This is a genomic window from Salipaludibacillus daqingensis, assembly GCF_029891575.1.
Taxonomy (GTDB): Bacteria; Bacillota; Bacilli; order Bacillales; family Salisediminibacteriaceae; genus Salipaludibacillus; species Salipaludibacillus daqingensis.
In genome coordinates this window covers 121,150-141,777 of record NZ_JARZHF010000007.1, presented here as the reverse complement: position 1 = coordinate 141,777, position 20,628 = coordinate 121,150, and the positions used below count along the sequence as shown (strand labels likewise).

General features: G+C 33.6%; 19 protein-coding genes and 1 riboswitch. Of the genes, 6 read left to right on the top strand and 13 right to left on the bottom strand.

What is annotated here, in order from left to right:
• Window positions 1–174 precede the first annotated feature (174 nt).
• The 4 genes from QDN89_RS14565 to QDN89_RS14550 form a co-directional block, all read right to left on the bottom strand.
• Window positions 175–873 carry a CpsD/CapB family tyrosine-protein kinase gene (locus QDN89_RS14565; protein ID WP_280770885.1) on the bottom strand — a complete coding sequence of 233 codons (699 nt, stop codon included), beginning with the start codon at window positions 871–873 and terminating at the stop codon, window positions 175–177.
• A complete protein-coding gene (locus QDN89_RS14560; RefSeq protein WP_280770884.1) occupies window positions 863–1,612 on the bottom strand; it encodes a YveK family protein in 750 nt (249 codons plus the stop codon). Before QDN89_RS14560 ends, QDN89_RS14565 begins: the two co-directional genes overlap by 11 nt.
• An 82-nt stretch (window positions 1,613–1,694) precedes the next feature.
• Entirely contained in the window at window positions 1,695–3,533 is a 1,839-nt protein-coding gene (locus tag QDN89_RS14555) for a polysaccharide biosynthesis protein (RefSeq protein WP_280770883.1), read from the bottom strand.
• A 72-nt stretch (window positions 3,534–3,605) separates the two neighbouring features.
• A complete protein-coding gene (locus QDN89_RS14550; RefSeq protein ID WP_280770882.1) occupies window positions 3,606–3,968 on the bottom strand; it encodes a helix-turn-helix domain-containing protein in 363 nt (120 codons plus the stop codon).
• A gap of 762 nt (window positions 3,969–4,730) precedes the next feature.
• On the opposite strand from QDN89_RS14550, the gene QDN89_RS14545 reads away from it, so the two are divergent.
• On the top strand, window positions 4,731–6,092 hold the full coding sequence (locus QDN89_RS14545; protein ID WP_280770881.1) for an alanine/glycine:cation symporter family protein: 1,362 nt from the start codon (window positions 4,731–4,733) through the stop codon (window positions 6,090–6,092).
• Window positions 6,093–6,452: 360 nt separating this feature from the next.
• Here QDN89_RS14545 and QDN89_RS14540 read toward each other — a convergent pair whose 3' ends face one another.
• On the bottom strand, window positions 6,453–7,409 hold the full coding sequence (locus QDN89_RS14540) for a ribose-phosphate diphosphokinase (protein WP_280770880.1): 957 nt from the start codon (window positions 7,407–7,409) through the stop codon (window positions 6,453–6,455).
• Window positions 7,410–7,673: 264 nt separating this feature from the next.
• Between QDN89_RS14540 and QDN89_RS14535 the strand changes: the two genes are divergently transcribed.
• Window positions 7,674–10,703: an efflux RND transporter permease subunit gene (locus tag QDN89_RS14535; RefSeq protein WP_280770879.1), complete on the top strand. Its 3,030-nt coding sequence runs from the start codon at window positions 7,674–7,676 to the stop codon at window positions 10,701–10,703.
• 493 nt (window positions 10,704–11,196) lie between these two features.
• Window positions 11,197–11,889 carry a CDP-diacylglycerol--serine O-phosphatidyltransferase gene (gene pssA / locus QDN89_RS14530; RefSeq protein WP_280770878.1) on the top strand — a complete coding sequence of 231 codons (693 nt, stop codon included), beginning with the start codon at window positions 11,197–11,199 and terminating at the stop codon, window positions 11,887–11,889.
• A gap of 83 nt (window positions 11,890–11,972) precedes the next feature.
• On the opposite strand, the gene QDN89_RS14525 is transcribed toward pssA, so the two are convergent.
• Window positions 11,973–12,122, bottom strand: a complete 150-nt coding sequence (locus QDN89_RS14525) for a hypothetical protein (RefSeq protein WP_280770877.1) — start codon at window positions 12,120–12,122, stop codon at window positions 11,973–11,975.
• Window positions 12,123–12,405: 283 nt separating this feature from the next.
• Window positions 12,406–12,487: riboswitch (cyclic di-GMP riboswitch) on the top strand.
• 115 nt (window positions 12,488–12,602) lie between these two features.
• Here QDN89_RS14525 and QDN89_RS14520 point away from each other — a divergent pair.
• Window positions 12,603–13,286: a LuxR C-terminal-related transcriptional regulator gene (locus tag QDN89_RS14520; RefSeq protein ID WP_280770876.1), complete on the top strand. Its 684-nt coding sequence runs from the start codon at window positions 12,603–12,605 to the stop codon at window positions 13,284–13,286.
• An 88-nt stretch (window positions 13,287–13,374) separates the two neighbouring features.
• On the opposite strand, the gene pfkA is transcribed toward QDN89_RS14520, so the two are convergent.
• The 3 genes from pfkA to QDN89_RS14505 all read right to left on the bottom strand — a co-directional run bounded on the left by pfkA (window position 13,375) and on the right by QDN89_RS14505 (window position 15,575).
• Window positions 13,375–14,334 (bottom strand): 6-phosphofructokinase, encoded by a 960-nt coding sequence (gene pfkA / locus QDN89_RS14515; protein ID WP_280770875.1) that lies wholly within the window; start codon window positions 14,332–14,334, stop codon window positions 13,375–13,377.
• Window positions 14,335–14,505: 171 nt separating this feature from the next.
• Window positions 14,506–14,574, bottom strand: a complete 69-nt coding sequence (locus QDN89_RS14510; RefSeq protein WP_280771039.1) for a YjcZ family sporulation protein — start codon at window positions 14,572–14,574, stop codon at window positions 14,506–14,508.
• Window positions 14,575–14,717: 143 nt separating this feature from the next.
• Window positions 14,718–15,575, bottom strand: a complete 858-nt coding sequence (locus tag QDN89_RS14505) for a S1 family peptidase (RefSeq protein ID WP_280770874.1) — start codon at window positions 15,573–15,575, stop codon at window positions 14,718–14,720.
• 154 nt (window positions 15,576–15,729) lie between these two features.
• Between QDN89_RS14505 and QDN89_RS14500 the strand changes: the two genes are divergently transcribed.
• Window positions 15,730–16,026, top strand: coding sequence for a DUF4190 domain-containing protein (locus QDN89_RS14500; RefSeq protein WP_280770873.1), 297 nt, complete (start codon window positions 15,730–15,732; stop codon window positions 16,024–16,026).
• 118 nt (window positions 16,027–16,144) lie between these two features.
• Here QDN89_RS14500 and rlmN read toward each other — a convergent pair whose 3' ends face one another.
• The 3 genes from rlmN to QDN89_RS14485 all read right to left on the bottom strand — a co-directional run bounded on the left by rlmN (window position 16,145) and on the right by QDN89_RS14485 (window position 18,911).
• A complete protein-coding gene (rlmN, locus tag QDN89_RS14495) occupies window positions 16,145–17,221 on the bottom strand; it encodes a dual-specificity RNA methyltransferase RlmN (RefSeq protein WP_280770872.1) in 1,077 nt (358 codons plus the stop codon).
• A 241-nt stretch (window positions 17,222–17,462) separates the two neighbouring features.
• Window positions 17,463–17,615, bottom strand: a complete 153-nt coding sequence (gene sda / locus QDN89_RS14490) for a sporulation histidine kinase inhibitor Sda (RefSeq protein ID WP_280770871.1) — start codon at window positions 17,613–17,615, stop codon at window positions 17,463–17,465.
• Window positions 17,616–17,993: 378 nt separating this feature from the next.
• Window positions 17,994–18,911, bottom strand: a complete 918-nt coding sequence (locus QDN89_RS14485; RefSeq protein ID WP_280770870.1) for an aldo/keto reductase — start codon at window positions 18,909–18,911, stop codon at window positions 17,994–17,996.
• A 157-nt stretch (window positions 18,912–19,068) separates the two neighbouring features.
• Here QDN89_RS14485 and QDN89_RS14480 point away from each other — a divergent pair, with 157 nt between their 5' ends.
• Window positions 19,069–19,698 carry a 3'-5' exonuclease gene (locus QDN89_RS14480; protein WP_280770869.1) on the top strand — a complete coding sequence of 210 codons (630 nt, stop codon included), beginning with the start codon at window positions 19,069–19,071 and terminating at the stop codon, window positions 19,696–19,698.
• Between the two features lie 43 nt (window positions 19,699–19,741).
• On the opposite strand, the gene QDN89_RS14475 is transcribed toward QDN89_RS14480, so the two are convergent.
• Window positions 19,742–20,572, bottom strand: coding sequence for a sulfurtransferase (locus QDN89_RS14475; protein ID WP_425335405.1), 831 nt, complete (start codon window positions 20,570–20,572; stop codon window positions 19,742–19,744).
• Window positions 20,573–20,628: the final 56 nt, after the last annotated feature.

The window sequence follows — 20,628 nt, the reverse complement described above, 5'->3', positions numbered from 1 at the left end:
TTACTCTTTCTACTGGATCTATAATGACATGACGAAGTGTTTCATTTCGCGCTCCTACAGTAGAAGCAAATGCCTGATTATACTCCATCTCTTTTCTTTCTTTCATAGAACCAGCTCCTCATTGTAAATGATTAAGCACCTACTATTATTAGAGAAACAAAAAAAAGAGTTAAATTAACTCTCTCCATAATAGTAATTAACTTCTTTTTCTAGTTCACGTTCATTTAGTACAACGCCTAATATCTTAGCATCTACCTTGCGCAACGATTCTAAGGCTTGTTTTGCATGTCGTTCTTCTGTTTGGCCACTACGTATGACAAAAACAGTTCCATCTACTAATCCTGATATCACTTGTGGATCTGTTACAGCATTAACAGGAGGTGCGTCAAACAAAATATAATCATAACTTTTTGATACATTATTAACAAATTCTGCCATTGATTTTGATCCAAGTAATTCACTTGGGTTTGGCGGTATTGGTCCTGAAGTTATTACATCGAGTCTTAGAATGGATGTTTCAACAACAACATCTTCAACCCTTGCTTGCCTTGTAATAATGTGACTCAAACCTACATGGTTAGGTAATTTAAACGTGTAATGTATCGTAGGCTTTCGCATGTCTGTATCTACTAATAATACCTTATTATTCTGCTGAGCTAGTACAACACCTAAATTTGCAATAATAGTCGACTTTCCTTCCCCTGTAGTAGTTGAAGTAATCATAATTTTTTTGATTTTACGATCGATTGCTGCAAACTGAATATTCGTTCTCAATGTTCGAAATTGCTCTGAAACAGTTGATCTTCTATCAAATTCTGCTACAAGACTACGTCTGTTGTCGGATAACTTCTTTTTTAATTTTTTACGCGCCATAGTTTTCACGTCCTGTTTTCGCTCGTCTCGTTTGTGCAATTTCATCCATCTTCACCTTTGAGACATCAATTTTGGAAATGGATGCTAGCAAAGGAACACCTAATATGTCTTCCACATGTTCTTCTGTGCGAATCGTATTATCCAAAAATTCTAGTAAGAAAACTAAACCAACTCCACCCATAAGACTTACAACAAAAGCGATCGTTATATTCAAGTTCGTGTTTGGAGAAACAGGTGACGGGTTAGTTGATAATTCAGCAGATGAAAGGATCGAAACATTATCAACCGACATAATATCTACAATATCTTCTTTGAACACTAATGATAAGGTATTTGCTATATCAACAGCTAAAGAAGGACTCTCATCGATGACTGATATATTAACTACTTGTGATTCACCAACATTGCTAACAGTTATTTGTCCATTTAACGATCCAGGAGATCGATCTAATCCGAGTTCTTCCAATGTAGCTTCTAAAATTCGCGGACTTGATATGATAACTTTATAAGTGTTAATTAAATCTAAATTTGTCCTTAAATCTCCTGATGAATAGTAACTACTTCCTTCATCTTGTGATTGGTTAACTAAAATCTGAGTTGATGCTCGATATGTTGGTGTTAACAAATAATAGGAAATATATGCACTTGCGGCCACAGCTAGAAAAACAATGACCAATATAATCCAAAAACGTTTTTTTAATATATTAATAATGTCTTTTATACTTAAAGTTGCTTCCATTTTCCCTCTCCTTCCCATCACTCCTATATTTAACTATAAAAATTTCTAATCCAATATAACTTTATAAGAATAATCTTCCCAATTAAGCTTCAACTGGTACATCTTTAGAGAGAATTTGCTTTTCGGGAATCTCGTTTGTTCCTTTGCTTAATTCAAGTAATCGTTTACGAAGTGCCTCTTTATCAAAAAGAGGATAACTCAATATTAAATCATTGATTTCATTTATATATATCGTTGAAGATTTACCTAAATATATTTTCGGGAAAACTTGTTTATCATCAATCTCCTCTTCATTTAATAACTCTTCATAAAGTTTCTCTCCTGGTCTAATACCAGTGAAAAGTAACGGAATATCTTCAAATGAATTTCCAGATAGTTTGATCATATTCTTCGCTAAATCAACTATTTTTACTGGTTCACCCATATCAAGTACAAATGTTTCGCCACCTCTCGCTAAGCAACCTGCTTGTATAACCAATCTAGATGCTTCTGGAATTGTCATGAAATATCTAACCATTTCAGGATGTGTAATTGTAATTGGACCACCTTTTTCAATTTGTTTCTTAAATAATGGTATGACGCTACCGCTGCTACCAAGAACATTACCAAAACGAACAACTGCAAAGTTAGTTTCACTACTCTTATTCATATCTTGGACAACCATCTCTGCCAGACGTTTTGTAGCACCCATAACACTAGTTGGATTAACTGCTTTATCGGAAGAAATTAAAACAAAAGTATTTACAGAATGAAAATCTGAAGCTTTTGCTACGTTCATCGTTCCTATTGTGTTATTTTTAAATGCTTCTTCCGGATTTCTTTCCATTAATGGAACATGTTTATGAGCAGCTGCGTGATAAATGACATCTGGTTTATAATAACCAACTACACTCAGTATCTTCTTTTGGTCTTGAATATCTGCAATCTCTGTTTCAATAGCAAATCTACCTTTATATAACTCCTTCAGTTCCATTTCAATGTTATAAATACTATTTTCTCCATGGCCTAATAAAATTAATTTAGCAGGCATATAGTCAGAAATTTGCCTGCAAAGTTCCGACCCTATTGAGCCACCTGCTCCTGTTACAAGGACAACTTTATTTGTAATAGAAGATTGAATACTTTTATTGTCCAGTTTCACTTGTTCTCTACCTAATAAATCTTCTACACTGACTTCCCTAAACTGACTTACAGATACTTTTCCCGTCACCAAATCTTCTAGCATAGGTAATATTTTTGTTTTCACTTTTGCTTTTAAACACGTTTCGTATATACTATTTAGTTGTTGACGTTTTAATGAAGGGATAGCTATGATAATATTTTCAATGTTAAATTTCTTTACAAGGACAGGTATTTCATTCACTTTTCCTACAACAGGTAATCCATAAATATCATACTGTTGCTTTCTCGGATCATCATCTACAAAAACAATAGGTCTAAGTTGGCAACTTTGACTATATAACAGTTGTCGAGCAACCATAGCTCCTGCTGAACCAGCTCCCACTATTAGTGTTCTAGTTTTATTAGGATTATATTTGCCTATTTTATCTTTCAGGACCCTCCATGAAAATCGAGATCCTCCTATTAAGATAACTTGTAAAAGCCAAGTTACAAAAAGAAGTCGATATTGAATATGAGAAAATATGACAAATTGTAATATACCAGTCAATGCAATTGAAAAAATAAGTGTTTTTAAAATTATCTTTAATTCACCTACGCTAGCATACTGCCAAATTTTCTTGTTCAGTCTAAAAAGTGAAGAAAATAAATAATAACTAGATAGAATAATAAAACTTGTTAACCAAAAATTAGTATTAAATAAGATAGTAATTTCATTTATAATAATAAAACTAGAAAAAAAAGCAGTAATGATGATTATCAAATCAGTGAGAATAAAGAAAGGTTTAATATTTCTGCTCATAATATTCCTCCTTTTTCACATTCTAGAACTCAGCATGTTATAAAATCAGCATTATTCTCGCGCCATCAAAACTTATCTTTTATTAATATTTTCTATCGGAGAGTTTTTCATCTGCCATTCAATAAACTCAATAACTTTTTCATATTCCAAAAATTTTTCTGTACTGATCCCATGCTCCTTCAACCTCTTAGCAAAACACGTCCATTCATCATTATTTGCTTGATCCATACATTGACTAGCACTAATTCCTAACAGATTAATTAATTCGACATCTAATTCATCTGCTATTTTTATTAATACCTTAATTGAAGGATTGTCATTAATATTTCTTTCAATGTTACTTAAATTAGATTTTGCAATATTTGCTTTGGTAGCTAATTCCGTCAAAGATAATCCTTTTTTCTTCCTGAGTAATTTGATATTATCTCCTATCATAAAAAATACTCATTTTTGTTTTTTTTAACTCCTTCAATCGGACGACTCGAACGAAACAAAATATCTACTGTAATGTTCTCGCTCATGAATCTTTCACCTCCAAGTTTAATAAATAGGTTTAACAGTCACCTCTCCTAATCTTTTGACTTTCTATATTCGTTAGTAAAAATATATTAATAAAGAAATTATTCGATTAAAGTCCAAACTTTTACGAATTGTATTTTATTTAATACGTAATAAAACCTAATAACATAAGATTTCATTACGTATTAAATAAAGTGGGCATTTAACCCCCCCTCACACCACACCAATGACGACAAGCGTCTAAGGTTATAAACCCACAGTATGATCGAGTATTTCCATTAATAAAGGTAAGGAAATATCACCTATAAATGATGCAACTTAATTCGATTTGATTCTATCTACAAGAAAAACTTTCTCAATAGTAAAGACTAAGTATGAAAAAACATAATAGTAAACTATTTGTAAAATAATAAAGCTCTTGATATAAATCAAACAACAAAATTGTGCTTAATAATGAACAAAAAATGTTTATAACTTATAAAATCTCTTTATATACATCTATAATAGTTCTTAATAACGAACAAGTCAATAAAAATATTCTGACAATTTACTTGGTTTTTTGTATTATTCTCTTAACTATATTTCGATAATATAAAAAAAGATTTTCATTTGGAAAATTTGTGTTAGAATATTCTTTATATTCCATTAATAAATATTACATAAAAAGGAGATGTGCCCGTGGAAACAGTAGAAAATATTATTAATAGTGTTAGTGGTTTTGTATGGGGGTTACCGTTAATCTTTTTACTAGTAGGTACTGGTCTTTATTTAACTATTCGGTTAACGTTTTTCTCTTTTCAACAACTACCTTATGCATTATCATTAGTATTTAAAAAAGGAGATGTAAAATCAAAAGGGGATATCACTCATTTCCAAGCCTTGATGACAGCTTTAGCTGCAACTGTTGGAACCGGTAATATTGCTGGTGTTGCATCAGCAGTTGCTGTTGGTGGTCCTGGTGCCGTCTTTTGGATGTGGATCACTGCTTTTGTAGGAATGGCTACGAAATATAGTGAAGCCATCCTCGGTGTACACTATCGCGTGAAAAATGATCGTGGAGAAATGTCTGGTGGACCAATGTACTACATTGAAAAAGGATTAAACATGAAATGGCTTGCAGTCCTTTTCGCTGGTTTTGCCGCAGTTGCAGCCTTTGGAATCGGGAACATGGTGCAATCTCATGAAGCTGCCGGTGTTGCTAGTCAAAACTTCAATATTCCAGTTTGGGTAACGGGTCTATTTTTATCCATTCTTGTAGCCTTGGTTATTATTGGCGGAATTAGAAGTATCGGGAAAGTGGTCGGTATCATTGTTCCTGTTATGATTATTTTTTATATTGGTGCTGGACTCTTAATTGTTCTTTTTAATGTAGCTGATGTACCAAGTGCTTTTGGTCTTATTTTTACGGATGCGTTTACCGGCCAGGCAGTTGCTGGTGGAGCTGTAGGTGCTGTGATTCAGCAAGGGGTAGCCCGAGGAATCTTCTCTAACGAAGCTGGTCTTGGTACGGGCGGAATTGCTGCTGCTGCTGCAAAAACTGATTTACCTGCAAGACAAGCGCTCGTTTCGATGACACAAGTATTTATTGATACCATTATTGTTTGTACAATCACTGGATTAGCACTCGTAATGAGTGGAATGTATGCAAGAGCAGATGAATTTGATTCTTCTGCACAGCTAACTTCTGCTGCATTTGAACAATATTTACCAGGTTTTGGTGGTATTATCGTTGCAATTGCGTTATTGTTCTTCGTATTTTCAACAATAATCGGTTGGTCTTATTTTGGAGAAAAGTGTTTCACCTATTTATTTGGTTTAAGAGCTGCTATGCCTTATCGAATCGCGTTTGTTATCGCGCTATTCATTGGTGCTGTTGTGTCCCTTGATATTGTATGGGGATTCGCAGACGTGATGAATGGACTAATGGCATTTCCAAACTTAATTGCACTACTGCTATTATCAGGCGTCGTTGTTAATGAAACGAAGAAATTTAAAAAGAAACGAAAAGAAGAGAAAGAAGAAGAGAAACGAGTAGGATAAAAGAATATAACTTTTACTGCACTTCCTTTGTTTAGGAAGTGCAGTTTTTATAGTGAGGATATTCCTGTAACTAGTTAGAATTGTGTTTTAATAGTTATTTCTACTAAAGGAATTTATAGTTTTACAAAAATTGAAACTTCTCAATCATTTAAGAAAAAAACATCGTACATCTCCCAAAAATCAGCAAAATGATCTTTAAAATTTTCTTAACTACACCCCATTTTTACCCACTTAAGACACTTACTCAAAAATCTAAAGTTTCCTAAACACCAAAAAAAGAGCTGATCATAGTTAAGTAATCAGCTCTTTCCTATTTAATTCATTCGTTAAAGTTCTCATTCCATTTAATCAACTAAAACTTTAATCAAACAACGAGCTAACGGATTCATTATGTTGCACTCTTAGAATGCCTTCCGCTAATAATGGTCCGATTGAAAGGGTCGTTATACGTTCATCTCTCTTTTCTAATGCTTGATATATTGAATTTGTAATGATCACTTCTTTTAATTGAGATTCTCGAATTCTTGTTACAGCTGGCTCAGATAAAACTCCATGTGTACAGCATGCATAAACTTCTTTCGCGCCATTTTGCAACAGTGCTAGTGAACCTGATGTAACCGTTCTTGCAGTATCTATCATATCATCCAAAATAATCGCTGTTTTTCCTTTTATGTCCCCAATCACATTAATACCATGAACGGAATTAGGATCTGAACTCCGTTGCTTATCTAAAAATGCAATCGGAGCATCTAATTTATTCGCTAATCCTCTAGCTCTTGCTGTTCCGGCATTTTCAGGAGCTACGACAACCACATCTTCTAATTTCTTCTCCAAGAAATAGTTGGCAATAATTGAATTAGCTTTTAATTGATCAACTGGAATATTGAAAAACCCTTGTACTTGAGGAGCGTGTAAGTCAACAGAAATGACTCTTGTAGCACCAGCTGCCTCAAGTAAGTTTGCTATTAATTTTGCTGTTATAGGCTCTCGTGAACGAGCCTTCCTATCTTGTCTTGAGTAACCATAGTATGGAATGACAACGTTAATGGTTTGCGCTGATGCTCTCTTTAATGCATCAATCATAATAAGTAATTCCATAAGGTATTCGTTTCCAGGCTCTGCTGTTGATTGAATCAGATATGTATCGTACCCTCTGATTGTCTCTTCAATATTCATCTGAACTTCTCCGTCGCTAAACCTTTTAATGGAACTTTTACCTAAATCAACCTTGATAAGTTTAGCAATCTCCTCAGCAAGAGGAACATTTGAATTCAGCGAAAACAACTTCATTTTTGATAAGTCTCTAGCTCTGCTCATTTTTCCCCTCCATTAATCATCATCTGTCGACTATTTTATCATATTGTTAATGACTAGTTCATGGATTTGCAAAAATATATTTCTTCTTTGCAATCCATTTGGATAAAAGACCACTATCATGTAAATTGTTCCCCTATCCATACTTAATATATCTTACAAATAGTTACGCCTCAAGTCTTATATAAGTCCCGCCTCTAGACCATCCCCTAATGAACATAACTACCATATGATTAACTTATAAAACATATAAGGTAGGGGATTCAAATGAATGTATTAAAATTATTATTATCTCGCAAGTTAATCGTTGGTTTAATGGTCGCACTTATTATCGGTATTGGTATTTTTTCCATTGATAAGCTCGAAAAAGAATTAATGCCTCCTGTGAGTATGGATGGAGGGGTTGTCTATTTAGAAAGCCCTTCTCTAACACCATTAGAAGTGGAAGAAAGAGTCACAAAAGCGGCTGAACAAAAACTAGATTCGATTGACAACATTGACTCTTATACTTCAAACTCATCAGATGGTTTCACTCAAATTACTTTTTTAACAGATAACGGGATGGGTGAAAAGGTATCAGAAGATGTGGAAAGAAATCTTCAACCTTTATTGAACGAAATTTCTTCACTTACTTCATTAAACGTTCAACAATTTTCAACAGAACAACCATTTGAATTTTATATGGATATTTCAAAAGGTAGTTTGGAAGAAATGAGCCGTTTTGCAAGTACTGTCGTAAAACCAAGACTCGAAGCATTACCAGAAGTAAGAGAAGTATCTTTATCAGGGTTAGAAGAAAAAAGCTGGAAAATCTCTTTCGACGAAGAAAAGCTAAGTGAAAATAACCTAACTGTTGATCAAGTAGTTGATTCTATTCAACTTTCAAATCAGGATATGATGTTAGGTTCTTTAGATAAAGAAGAAGGAAATCCTCAAATAAGGTGGGAACAATCTTTTCAATCTGTTTATGATTTATTGGATACGAGAATTGGAACTATTATAATTGATGACGTTGCTTCCATCGAACAAGTTGTATCTGAAACAGATGTAGAGGCTTGGAAAGATGGAGAATCAGGATTCGTTTTTGTAGAAATAGGCAGAGCAGACAGTTATACGCAACTAGATATGGCAGAAGCTGTTCGCGAAGAAGTGAAATTAATAGAGGAAGAAGGATCAGTTAATGGCTTTGCCTTAAATGAGCTTGTTGCTCAAGCAGATTATGTACAAGAAGCAATCGACGGTGTCACTCAAAATGTATTAATTGGAGGAGCAATCGCAATTGCCATCTTGTTTATGTTCTTACGAAATTTTCGTGCAACGTTAATCGTTGGTATTTCTATTCCACTCTCTATATTATTGACTTTCTCCACAATGTGGATTTTAGGTTATAGTTTTAATATGTTATCCATGATTGCCTTAGGATTAGGTATTGGTATGATGGTGGACGCGTCTATTGTAATACTAGAAGCTATTTATCGAAAGAAAGAACAAGGATTTAAAGGTGTGGATGCTGTAGTCACTGGAGTAAAAGAAGTTGCTTCAGCTGTCTTTGCTTCTATGCTAACAACAATGGTTGTTTTTTTGCCTATAGGTTTGTTCGGTGGAGATATGGGAGCATTTATGATTGTACTTTCTGTCGTCGTTGTCATCACGTTAGTAAGTTCATTACTAATTTCCTTTACATTAATTCCTACTTTAGCAGAAAACTTTTTAAAAATTAACAAGCCTAATACAAAAGCGAAAGAAGGTCTATTAGTCACCTATTATGCAAAAACGCTACAATGGTTAGCAGTTAAAAAGAGGAGAAGTTTTGCTATCATTGGTGTTTTTATTATCATATTAGCAAGCTCTCTCATGTTAACGAGCAAAATATCTGTCGTCCTTATGCCAGATATGTTCAATCGATATTCAGAACTGATGATTGACGTAGAAGATGGCTTAACTAAGCAAGAAAGAGAGAAAGTAGCAGATGCAATCCATAACCAGTTAAAACCTCTTAATGATGTAGAAAGTTATACGATTATGGATTCTAGAGATTTCTTATACGCAATAATTAATATGACAAAAGATGATGAAATTACCTTAGAACAAGATATTGTTAACGAAAACATTATCTCAGCTATTCGAGAATTGGAAGACAATCAACCAATCATAAGTGTCGGAAACATTATGGAAATGAACGGTCAACAACCCGTTCAACTAGAAATATCTGGTGAAAACTTTGAACAATTAGAGTCGGTAGCTTTGGAAACGAAAAATAAACTTGAATCGATCGATGGATTAACTAATGTTATGACATCATTTGATCATGGGCAAGAAACTGAAAAAATCGTATTAAATGAAACCAGTTTAGCCAACGACAACGTATCTTCCTTTGAAATGTTAGAATTAATTAATCAGCCTAATAACTCAGACCCTATTACTGAAATTCCTGATCACGCGTCAGGTTCAGAATGGCTACCTGTATACTTAGCAGAAGAAGAATCTCCTCAAACAAAAGAAGAGTTGCTAAATGTTCCAGTTATCACATTAGAAGGGGAAAAGAAACTATCTGATTATATTGACTTTGAAACTATATCTACTCCTTCTAATATTGAAAGAAAAAATGGAGAACGAGTTGTAAAAGTCATGGCCAACATTGAAAACCGTGATTTAGGATCTATAAATAGAGATATTCAAGACTGGCTTTCCACTCGAGAACATTCTCAAAACTACACGATAAGCTTAGGCGGAGACTTGCAAGAACAACAAGAAGCGATGACAGATTTATTACTTATATTTGCTATCTCCATCTTTCTAGTTTATGTAGTTATGACAATTCAATTTAATAGCTTAAAACATCCACTTATCGTCATGTCTATCATTCCATTTACAGCAACTGGAGTCATAGTCGGATTATTAATTACACAACACGAATTAAGCATTATCTCTTCTATGGGATTACTTATGTTACTAGGTATTGTTTTAAATAATGCGATCCTACTTGTAGACCGAACAAACCAATTAAAACGCAGAGGAATATCAACGAGTGAAGCTGTCGTTGAAGCTGGTAAAAATCGGTTAAGACCAGTATTTATGACGACGTTAACGACAGTAGGTGGGATGTTACCTTTAGCTATTTTTGGAGGAGCATCGGCAAGTTATCAAGCACCATTAGCGACAATCGTCATCTCTGGTCTTCTGTTTGCTACAACGATCACATTATTATTAATTCCGTCGCTTTACCTTTTATTAGAAAAAAAGGATCGAAAGAAACAAATAGAAAAGAAAAATGAAAAAATCGAACAAGCAAGTTAATGAATGATTATCGAACTCCCTTATATTTCGGGGGAGTTCATTTTTTAATGTTATAAACGCAGTTTTTTCTATTAAATCAGAAAATAAACGCAAGGAATAACAAGGTCAGACTCCATCAAGGTAGCAAGTGATATAAAGGAGTTCTATAAATTTCTATATACTAATCATATATTTCTTTTCATAGATAATTGTATATCCGTTAATGAAAAGGTATAATTTAAAATGTGTGAATACCACTTTTTTCATTATATAGTTGTTCTAGCTATGAAAATAAGTCTTGGGGAATAACCCATCGAATTTCTATCCGCTTCGTTTAAAACTACCTAAACATACGATTTGGCTCACTATACACACTATTTTCGTGAATACCAAACGGTAATGTTCAACAGTTGTACTTATTCATAATGAACGATGAGTGGTCACCTTTTAATAAACACGGGTGATTATTTCTATTGCAACAGAAAATTCTGGAATTTACTGAGGACGTGATCAATTGATTAAACGAAACATCCCTAACGGTATTACAATGTCTAATTTAATATTTGGCTTCTTATCCGTGGGTGCTGCTTTCATGGGAGATTACCAAAATGCAGCCATTTTCATCCTAATAGGAATGATGCTCGATAGCATGGATGGCTGGATGGCAAGAAAACTTGATGTAGAAACAGCTTTTGGAAAGGAATTAGATTCTCTAGCAGATATTGTCACATTCGGTGTCGCTCCTGCGATTTTAATGTTTGGAACAACTTTTTCAAACATGGGAATGACAGGTCTTATGATTGCTGGAATGTTCCCTGTATTTGGGGCCATTCGACTTGCTCGTTTTAATATTGATGAACAAACATCAACGAAAGGCTTTTTTACTGGAGTTCCTATAACCGCAGCTGGAGGAATTATTGCCCTTTTAACAATATTCAACTTTATCGTTCCTCAAGCAGCTATTTCAGTGATATACACATTACTATGCGTACTTATGGTTAGTAAATTAAAAATCCCTAGCTTAAAAGAAGTTCCTATCCCAAAATACGGGACAATCATTACTGTTTTACTTATCTCACTTCTTGCGGTTACAAGATTCAATGCATCGATAGAATATTCAAATTGGATCATTTTCGCCATTTTATTATATCTCGCCTTTATGCTTATTCATTTCTTTTTGAAAAAAAAGCGACTGAGTGAAAAATAATAAAAAACTACCTGATCGTTTCATAACAATGTCAGGTAGTTTTTTTACTTTGAAAAATACATACTCAATGGAATAATTCCTTTCTAAATGGATTTTTCTTCCATTACTTTATCGAGGTTTTCTTTTAGATCATATAAGTCTTGTCTTATGTCTCCTCCTTCATTAATCATATTTTCAATGGCTAAATACTCATCAATTAATTCCTCCATTTTTTTGTAATGCCTTATACCCATTTTTTCACCTCCCTTCTCTAAAAGGAAATCATGGAGATAGAGCCTCAAATAAAAGAATTAGCAAAATTTTAAGTTATCTTTAATATACACTATTTTTATGTTATTTTACAAAGCAAAGCTTTCGCTAATTTTAATGACAAGAATATTACAATTTTATTGTTAAATTGCTAAAAAATCTGAAAAAATGAAAACTTATTCAAAATAATGTTGAATTATAGAGGAAAGTATTGTAAGATTTAATAGTAATGGTTCTTAAGTAACGGAAAACATTTCACTTTAATAGAAACGATCTTGGCAAAACTGTGGAAACACAGTGACGCAAAACTACAGGGGCTAAAGCTATGCTATGCCAGCCAGTTGCCGTTTCAGGATAAACATCCTGTAACAGGATGTTTTTTTATTTATTCCTTTCAAATAGGCAATTTGCTGACTTGGTATAGTTCACTATAGTGAAATGACTATACACAAGGAGGTTCCATCATGTTAAAAACGAATACAAGAATCGATAACACGCAACAAAACAGCATCTTATTTAATGATTCAAAAGACCTGATGCCTACGTCATTAATAGAAAATGTTAGTAACCATATCGAAATGAGAAAGTTTCAATCTGGAAATAATATTAAACATTGGAATTTCTATGTTGTTGATGGATATAGTGAACAAACAAAACAGCAATTAGAAACCCATTTGCATTACGACCATTGTAATACGAGGACTCTTCTAGTGATTAGCGGTCCTCTTGATAAAAATATAATTAAATATTTGCTTCTACCGATTAACGGTATTGTATCCTTGTCGTTTCTAAACTTTGAATATGAAACTATTTTAAATTCTCTAGAAAAAAATGCGATGTTTTTAGAACAAGGATTGCACAAAAATTTAAGTTCAGAGCTAGATTTTAAGAAAACATTTTCTAAACCAATCAAACAATTTATTTTAAATAAAGACAAAATTACACTTGAATTATCTGATAGAGATTATCAAGTACTTCAACTTCTATTGGATGGCCATAGTAATTCAGAAATTGCTGAAAAAATGCATTTTGCTCGCTCTACTGTATCAACAATCATTAGCTCATTATTGAAAAAAATGCAAGCTTCTGATAGAACGGATGCAACCGTAAAAACGATTCGAAATGGATGGGTAGACTGTTATAGATAATTATATTTATGCATCAAAAAACGAGCATGTCCATCATGCTCGTTTTTTGATTGATTTCTAATAGTCATCCATGAGTATTTAATATTAATTAAATGGATAAAAGCTCTGTTAACCGATACAAATCCTTATCAAACCTTTTCTTCACTTTTAATGACTCCGTTATATCCATATGAAACAAATGACTGTCCTTTATTCCGACAACCATGTTCGTATAACCTTCAAGTAACATTTCTACTGCATGAACTCCCATTTTACTCGCTAATATTCGATCAAATGAGGTTGGATCTCCACCTCTCTGAATAAAACCTAAAACACTTACTCTTGCATCAATTCCTGCTTTTTCAGCAAGTTCGATTCTCATATCTTCCGCTTTACCAGCCCCTTCTGCTAGTAAAATGATGTGGTGCAGTTTACCTCGATCATATCCTTGATTTAATTTCTTTATCATATCTTCTATTTTCAATGGCATCTCTGGAATGACAATACTTTCAGCTCCTCCAGAAATTCCAGCATGAAGAGCGATATCTCCGCAGTTTCTTCCCATAACTTCAATAATCGTTGCTTTTTCATGTGATGTTGATGTATCGCGAATTTTCGAGATCGAATCCAATACAGTATTTACTGCTGTGTCAAAACCAATCGTAAAATCTGTATAAGCAAGATCATTATCGATTGTTCCTGGAATACCAATTGTTTTAATACCTAATTCACTTATTTCTCTTGCTCCTTGAAAAGAACCGTCTCCCCCAATTACAACAAGTCCCTCAATACTTGCGTTATTCAAGTTCTCCATTGCTTTTTTTCTTCCTTCTATTGTCTTGAATTCTTCAGAGCGAGATGATTTTAACATCGTCCCACCTTTATGGATAATATCACCCACTGAAGAGACATCCATCATAAACAGGTCTCCTTCAATTAACCCTCGAAATCCCCTGTTAACTCCCATTACTTCTATTCCATGATAAATTGCAGAGCGAACAATGCTACGGATAGCCGCATTCATTCCCGGTGCATCTCCCCCACTTGTCAAAACTCCAATTCTCTTCATTTTTCATCGCCTGCTTTCAAAAGATGTCGGACATCTAACGTATATATGTATATCATACACAGAATTTTTAGACAAATCTATACTTTATAAAATAAATATTCTAACCTTTTCTATTCATTTTGGAACGAGTAAAAGAAAAGCAACCAAATGAGGTTGCTTTTCTTCGTTTATTTATTTCATATAAGATATACCTACTATAATTAATAAAACAAATAAAACTACAATGAGAATAAATGACATCCAATCACCGTCCTTTAAAAAGATGCTCAGAAAACGTCATTGATTTATTCCAATAAACGCCATTTCAATGAACTCTTTATAATAAGGTATAGTACATCATATGCATTTAGCTTTCATTTGATTGGATGTCCGTAATTAACCCTCTAATTGGTGTACTCTAAATATTCCGTAAAATCACTTACTGGAATAGCAAGACCAACTTTTGTTCTTGAACCTTTATGGTCTAATCGCGTTGTTGCATAAACGACACCCACAACATTTCCATCATGATTAATAACAGGACTCCCACTACTCCCTTGATAAATCGGTGCATCAAGCATTAATACTGGGTTATCTCTACTTTGTGTTGTTGTAGTTCCTATTAAATCCCCTTCATTTGCAATGTAATTAAAAAAAAGCGGATTTCCAATAACGTAAACTGGAATACCTTCTTCCCAACTTTCGTCAAATTCCAAAACAGGGGGAGCATAATCACCGGGTTCAATTTGTAAAATGGAAATATCCATCTCTTCATTATTTTCAACTACACGAGCTCGATAACTTTGACCATCTTCAAACGTAACAACAGGTTGAGGATCGTTACTAACGACGTGCTCATTTGTCATAATATACCCTTCGTCTGAAATGTAAAATCCCGTCCCTTTACTATTGTCTGTTCTTACAACTACAATAGATTCCTTATACTCTTGGACCTGTTCGTTATTAGACAATTCTTGAGATGTAGCAATAAAGTCAATGGCTGGAAGATTAAATAACCTTGGCCATATTGCAAATACATTACTCAATAAAGCAACAATAAGTAAAGATGCTATTATAATTTTCATTCCTTTTAATTTCTTTTTAGGAGGAGAGTTTTTTTCTTCCACTTCTTCCTCAGGGTTAAAAAATTCTTCTTTTGTGTAATAATTTTCTCCGTCAAAAAAGAGTTCTTCTTCTTTTTTATCTATTGGATTATCATTTTCATTATAAGTGATTGCATTCCCCTCCCATTTATAACACATGCCTATTAAAATATCTTATCATATTAAAATGTATATGGAGTTGCTACAGATGCTTTTATCGTAATGAGATATATTTAGACTCTTTCATTCCCTATTGTTAACCATTCCTTTTCACTGTAAAATAAACTAGTGAAAAGAAAATGAGGTGATTTTATTGAGTGAACAAACGTCTAATATCGGTTATGAAAAGAAAGCCCCACGATTTGATAATAATGTTAACGCAATTATTTCCGCCTTTTTAGGTGCACTTTCTATTTTATTTTTGCTTATCATTGTTTATGTAGGGATGATTATTGGCTTCATTAGTATTATATTCGGTATTATAGCATTGGTCCAAATGAGAACGACAGAACAAGTAGGAAAAGGAATGGCTAAACTTGGAATCATATCTGGTTCTATAACTATTGCACTTCCTCTACTTGTAATTGTATATGCTATCACGTCCTTATGATTCTGTTTTACAGAACACAATAGGTGACTTAATTTAGGTATTTCATATTGTAGAGCAATTTATTAAAATTAGAAAACCCTACATCCTATCAAATAGGTGTAGGGTTTAAATTGTGTATTTATGCTTTTGATTTCTCTCTATCTTTTTTCATTTGTTTACTTCTTAACTGTCCACAAGCAGCGTCAATGTCTGATCCTTGTTCATGACGAACACCACACTGTACGCCATTTTTCATTAGAATATCATAAAATGTCAGGATCGAACCTTTTTTACTTTGTTTGTATTGAATATATTCATCAACCGGGTTGTAAGGGATAAGATTTACATAGGTTAATTTCTTTTTATCCTTAACCAATTCTACAAGCTCTCGTGCATGCTCTGGCTTATCGTTCACACCATCAAGAAGAATATATTCAAACGTAATTCTTCGGTTCGTCTTTTCTAAATAATAATCAACTGCTTCCATCAGCTTTTCAATCGGTTGCCCTTTGTTCACTTTCATTATTCTTGTACGAAGCTCGTTGTTCGGTGCGTGAAGAGAAACAGCTAAATTCACTTGTAGGTTTTCCTCAGCAAATTGATAAATCTTGTTAATAATTCCACTCGTAGACACTGTAATATGTCTTGCTCCAATAGCAAGTCCTCGATCACTATTTACTACCCGAAAGAAGTTCATCATATGCTTATAATTATCAAAAGGTTCACCGATACCCATAACAACAATATGGCTGACGCGTTCTTCTTTGTTCGCTTCATCCATACTCAGCTGAACGTTCATCACCTGTTGGACAATCTCTCCACTAGTTAAGTCGCGATCTTTGGATAATAATCCACTTGCACAAAAACTACAACCGATGTTACAACCAACTTGTGTTGTGACACAAACAGACGATCCATAAGCAAATCTCATCAACACCGTTTCAATCAAATTACCATCACTTAGTCGAAATAAAAACTTTTCAGTACCGTCTTGTGACTTCTGTTTTGAATGAAGTTCTAATGTTTGTATATCAAAATTATCTTCGAGAAGCTCAATACAGTCTTTTTTCAAATTCGTCATTTCTGAGAATGATGTCACTCGTTTAATATATAACCAATCCCAAACTTGATTAGCGCGGAATGCCTTTTGCCCTCGTTCCGTGAACCACGTTTTCAATTGATCAAACGTTAATCCGTAAATGGATTCTTTAGTCATTTTCGTACCCTCATTTCACAATCTCTTTATCAGATCAATTATTAATGATCTTCAAACCATCAGATATTATCTCATAAACCCCATTATAATATCAAGTAATACGCTCCATTAGATATATAGAACTGGCTAAATTCTTGTGTTGTATTATAGTTTTGCCAATTAAGAAAAAGTTTATAAAGGATGATTGTAATTAATAAAAGAAAAAAGATAGGTTCAAAAATCAAGAACCTATCTCCAACAACTAACAAATCGATTTACTATCTAAAGTGATATTTCTATTTTTTAATTCCTCTTTGAGGATAGTAACAAATTCTATATCTAGTCCTAGATTTTTAGCATTTTTATAAGCTTCAATTAGCTGCTCATCTTTTAGATGACTAATAGGTAAAGACATGTTATCCCCCCTCCATTACTTATAATTAAATTTATTATAGGAAAAAGTTGAAATGTATGAATTTCGATATAAATATGTAACTACGTTGACAGATTGTATAACAGTTGTATTACTTATTTATACCACATATTTGAAAAATCAAACATTAAAATGTTTATATAGTCATCGAATTCATACATTAATTTGATGAGTATTATACCATATGGAACATCCATTTAAGAATACACGTTCTTATTTTCACAAAATAACACATTTTAACCTAACAACCTCTTCGTGTATTAATTAAATTAATAATAAATCAGAAAAAGCGAATCATTAGGTATTACTACCTTTATGATTCGCCCAGATAATTTAAATTTATTATAGATCAAACGGACTCTATGGTAAATCGTTTCCTGCTGCTCTGTAAAGTTCGTACCATTCCTGACGTGATAGTATTACATCAGATGCTCTGGCAATATCTTTAATCCTTGATAAGTTCATTGACCCTATCACTGCTTGGATATTAGCAGGGTGTCGTAATATCCAAGCTACCGCAATGGCTGAATCTGTCACACCTTTTTTATCTGCAATCTCTTGTAGTTTATTGTTCACTTCTGGGAAGTCTTTATTCCCAACAAAAACACCTTCAATCATGCCATGTTGGAATGGAGACCAAGCTTGGATTGTCATATCATTTAAGCGACTATATTCTAAAACGTTACTATCGTGAACGATAGAAGGTTTATTTTGCATGTTGACATTTAATCCAGCATCTATCATTGGTGTATGCAATAAGCTAAGTTGAAGTTGGTTAATAATCAAATCTTCTTTAACATACTTCTTTAAAAGTTCTACTTGCAAAGGATGTTGATTACTAACACCGAAATGTCGTACTTTTCCACTTGCTTTGAGCTGTGAGAAAGCTTCCGCAATTTCTTCTGGTTCCATTAAAGCATCAGGACGGTGAAGTAATAAAATATCGATATTTTCGGTGTTTAATCGTTTCAAGCTCTTTTCCACAGATTGTATGATATGATCTTTAGAAAAATCAAAAAAACCATCTCTAATTCCACATTTTGTCTGAAGAATCATTTGTTCTCGGATAGAAGACTTTAAATCAACTGCATTACCAAATACCTCTTCTGATTTTCCTCCACCATAAATATCTGCATGATCAAATAAATCAATACCTACTTCCAATGATGTATGTATTACTTTTTCCGCTTCTGCTTTTGTTAATTTGTCCATTCGCATGCAACCTAATGCAATATTGCCTGTTTGCACATCACTTTTACCAATTGTGATTTTCTTCAAATTGACACCTCATTTCGTTTGATATATCCATTTTAACACTCCACTTGCTAACATACATCCTTTCTCTCTAGTGCAGGTTTCAATGAAAAGTACTTCCTTTCTTCATATTCTCCTGTTAATCTAAAAGAATAATAGATTATTTAATCAGGAGGAACAAATGAATTTTTTATCAGTTGATTTTGAAACTGCTTCAAGTCGAAGAGGAAGTGTTTGCGCCATCGGACTTGTCAACGTTGTTAATGATGAAATAGTTGACGAGAAATATGCGTTAGTTCGACCGAAAGATCCATACTTTGATCCTATTTGTGAAAACATCCACGGGATATCTTGGGAAGATGTAAAGCATGAACCGACTTTCGAGGAACTTTGGCCAGAATTAGTCGGTTATTTTGAAAAAAAACTCGTTATTGCTCATAATGCTAGCTTTGATATTAGCGTCTTAAGACATGTATTAGATGACTATCATCTCCCATATCCGTCGATGGAATACAATTGCACCGTGAGCATTGCAAAAAAGACGTGGCCTGAATTTTTCAATTATAAGCTTAATACCATTGCACACTACTTAGATATGACGTTCCATCATCACCATGCGTTAGAAGATGCAAGAGTTGCTGCAACTATACTATTGAAAGCATCTGAAATTCATAATGCCTTTGAACAAGAAGAATTCCTGCGAAAAATCAATTTATGTAATGGAATATTGTCTCCGGATGGCTATCTCACTCCAGGAATGAATAAGAAAAGACAACAGAGTTTAAAAAGAAAAAAGAAATCCATTAAATAAAAGAGTGACGATATTACGATTTTCATTACACTTTTATTCTCTATTATTTCGTTATAATTGGGGTGTCTTTATATGATATCCAGTCACTCCAACTTCCAATGTATAATTTTGGTTTTACTCCAAGTTCTGTTAATGCAAGTACATTTACACATGCAGTCACCCCTGATCCACAGTATACAATGATTTCTTTACTAGATTCTAAATAGTTATTCAACTCTTTTCTTAACTCTGTTTGATTTTTCCATAAGCCTACATCAGTCGTACGATCTTGCCAATTTTCTTGAAAAGCTCCTGGAATATGTCCGGCCACGGTATCAATTGGTTCTACTTTACCTTCATATCGCTCTTTTGCACGTGAGTCAATTAGCACAACTGCATCATCGCCTATTGAATCTTTGACCTCACTTTTTGATGCTATTAAATGCGTTTGAAGATCGTACTTAAAGTTCGAACGATTTGGTAAGGGAATTCGACTACTCGTTGAATATCCTTTTTCTACCCAATATTGGAATCCCCCATTTAAGACATACACGTTATCATGTCCTACATAGTTGAGCATCCACCAAAGCCGCGATGCCATCGCACCTCTCTGGTCATCATATGCAACAACAGTGCTATCTTTGGATACACCTGATTTGCGGAGTTTTTCTATAAAATCATCGATATCAGGGAGTGGGTGTCTTCCTCCATGGATTTGAACTTCTCCAGATAAATCTTTTTCTAAGTCCAAATAAACAGCTCCCGGAATATGGCTTACTAAATATTCCTCATAACCTTTATTAGAATCATCTAAATGAAAACGACAATCAAAAATAACGACGTCAGCTAATTGTTGTTTCTCGAGCCAGTCGGCTTCAACAATATTTTTAGTCAATAAAATCATTCCCTTCCATTAATTTATACTCTGTTCTGTATTCATAAGTATTTACA

Excerpts from the sequence above, each read along its gene's own strand:
- QDN89_RS14565 (WP_280770885.1), bottom strand. The coding sequence starts at position 873 with ATGGCGCGTAAAAAATTAAAAAAGAAGTTATCCGACAACAGACGTAGT.
- QDN89_RS14560 (WP_280770884.1), bottom strand. The coding sequence starts at position 1,612 with ATGGAAGCAACTTTAAGTATAAAAGACATTATTAATATATTAAAAAAA.
- QDN89_RS14555 (WP_280770883.1), bottom strand. The coding sequence starts at position 3,533 with ATGAGCAGAAATATTAAACCTTTCTTTATTCTCACTGATTTGATAATC.
- QDN89_RS14550 (WP_280770882.1), bottom strand. The coding sequence starts at position 3,968 with ATGATAGGAGATAATATCAAATTACTCAGGAAGAAAAAAGGATTATCT.
- QDN89_RS14540 (WP_280770880.1), bottom strand. The coding sequence starts at position 7,409 with ATGAGCAGAGCTAGAGACTTATCAAAAATGAAGTTGTTTTCGCTGAAT.
- QDN89_RS14535 (WP_280770879.1), top strand. The coding sequence starts at position 7,674 with ATGAATGTATTAAAATTATTATTATCTCGCAAGTTAATCGTTGGTTTA.
- QDN89_RS14525 (WP_280770877.1), bottom strand. The coding sequence starts at position 12,122 with ATGGGTATAAGGCATTACAAAAAAATGGAGGAATTAATTGATGAGTAT.
- QDN89_RS14520 (WP_280770876.1), top strand. The coding sequence starts at position 12,603 with ATGTTAAAAACGAATACAAGAATCGATAACACGCAACAAAACAGCATC.
- pfkA (WP_280770875.1), bottom strand. The coding sequence starts at position 14,334 with ATGAAGAGAATTGGAGTTTTGACAAGTGGGGGAGATGCACCGGGAATG.
- QDN89_RS14505 (WP_280770874.1), bottom strand. The coding sequence starts at position 15,575 with ATGTGTTATAAATGGGAGGGGAATGCAATCACTTATAATGAAAATGAT.
- rlmN (WP_280770872.1), bottom strand. The coding sequence starts at position 17,221 with ATGACTAAAGAATCCATTTACGGATTAACGTTTGATCAATTGAAAACG.
- sda (WP_280770871.1), bottom strand. The coding sequence starts at position 17,615 with ATGTCTTTACCTATTAGTCATCTAAAAGATGAGCAGCTAATTGAAGCT.
- QDN89_RS14480 (WP_280770869.1), top strand. The coding sequence starts at position 19,069 with ATGAATTTTTTATCAGTTGATTTTGAAACTGCTTCAAGTCGAAGAGGA.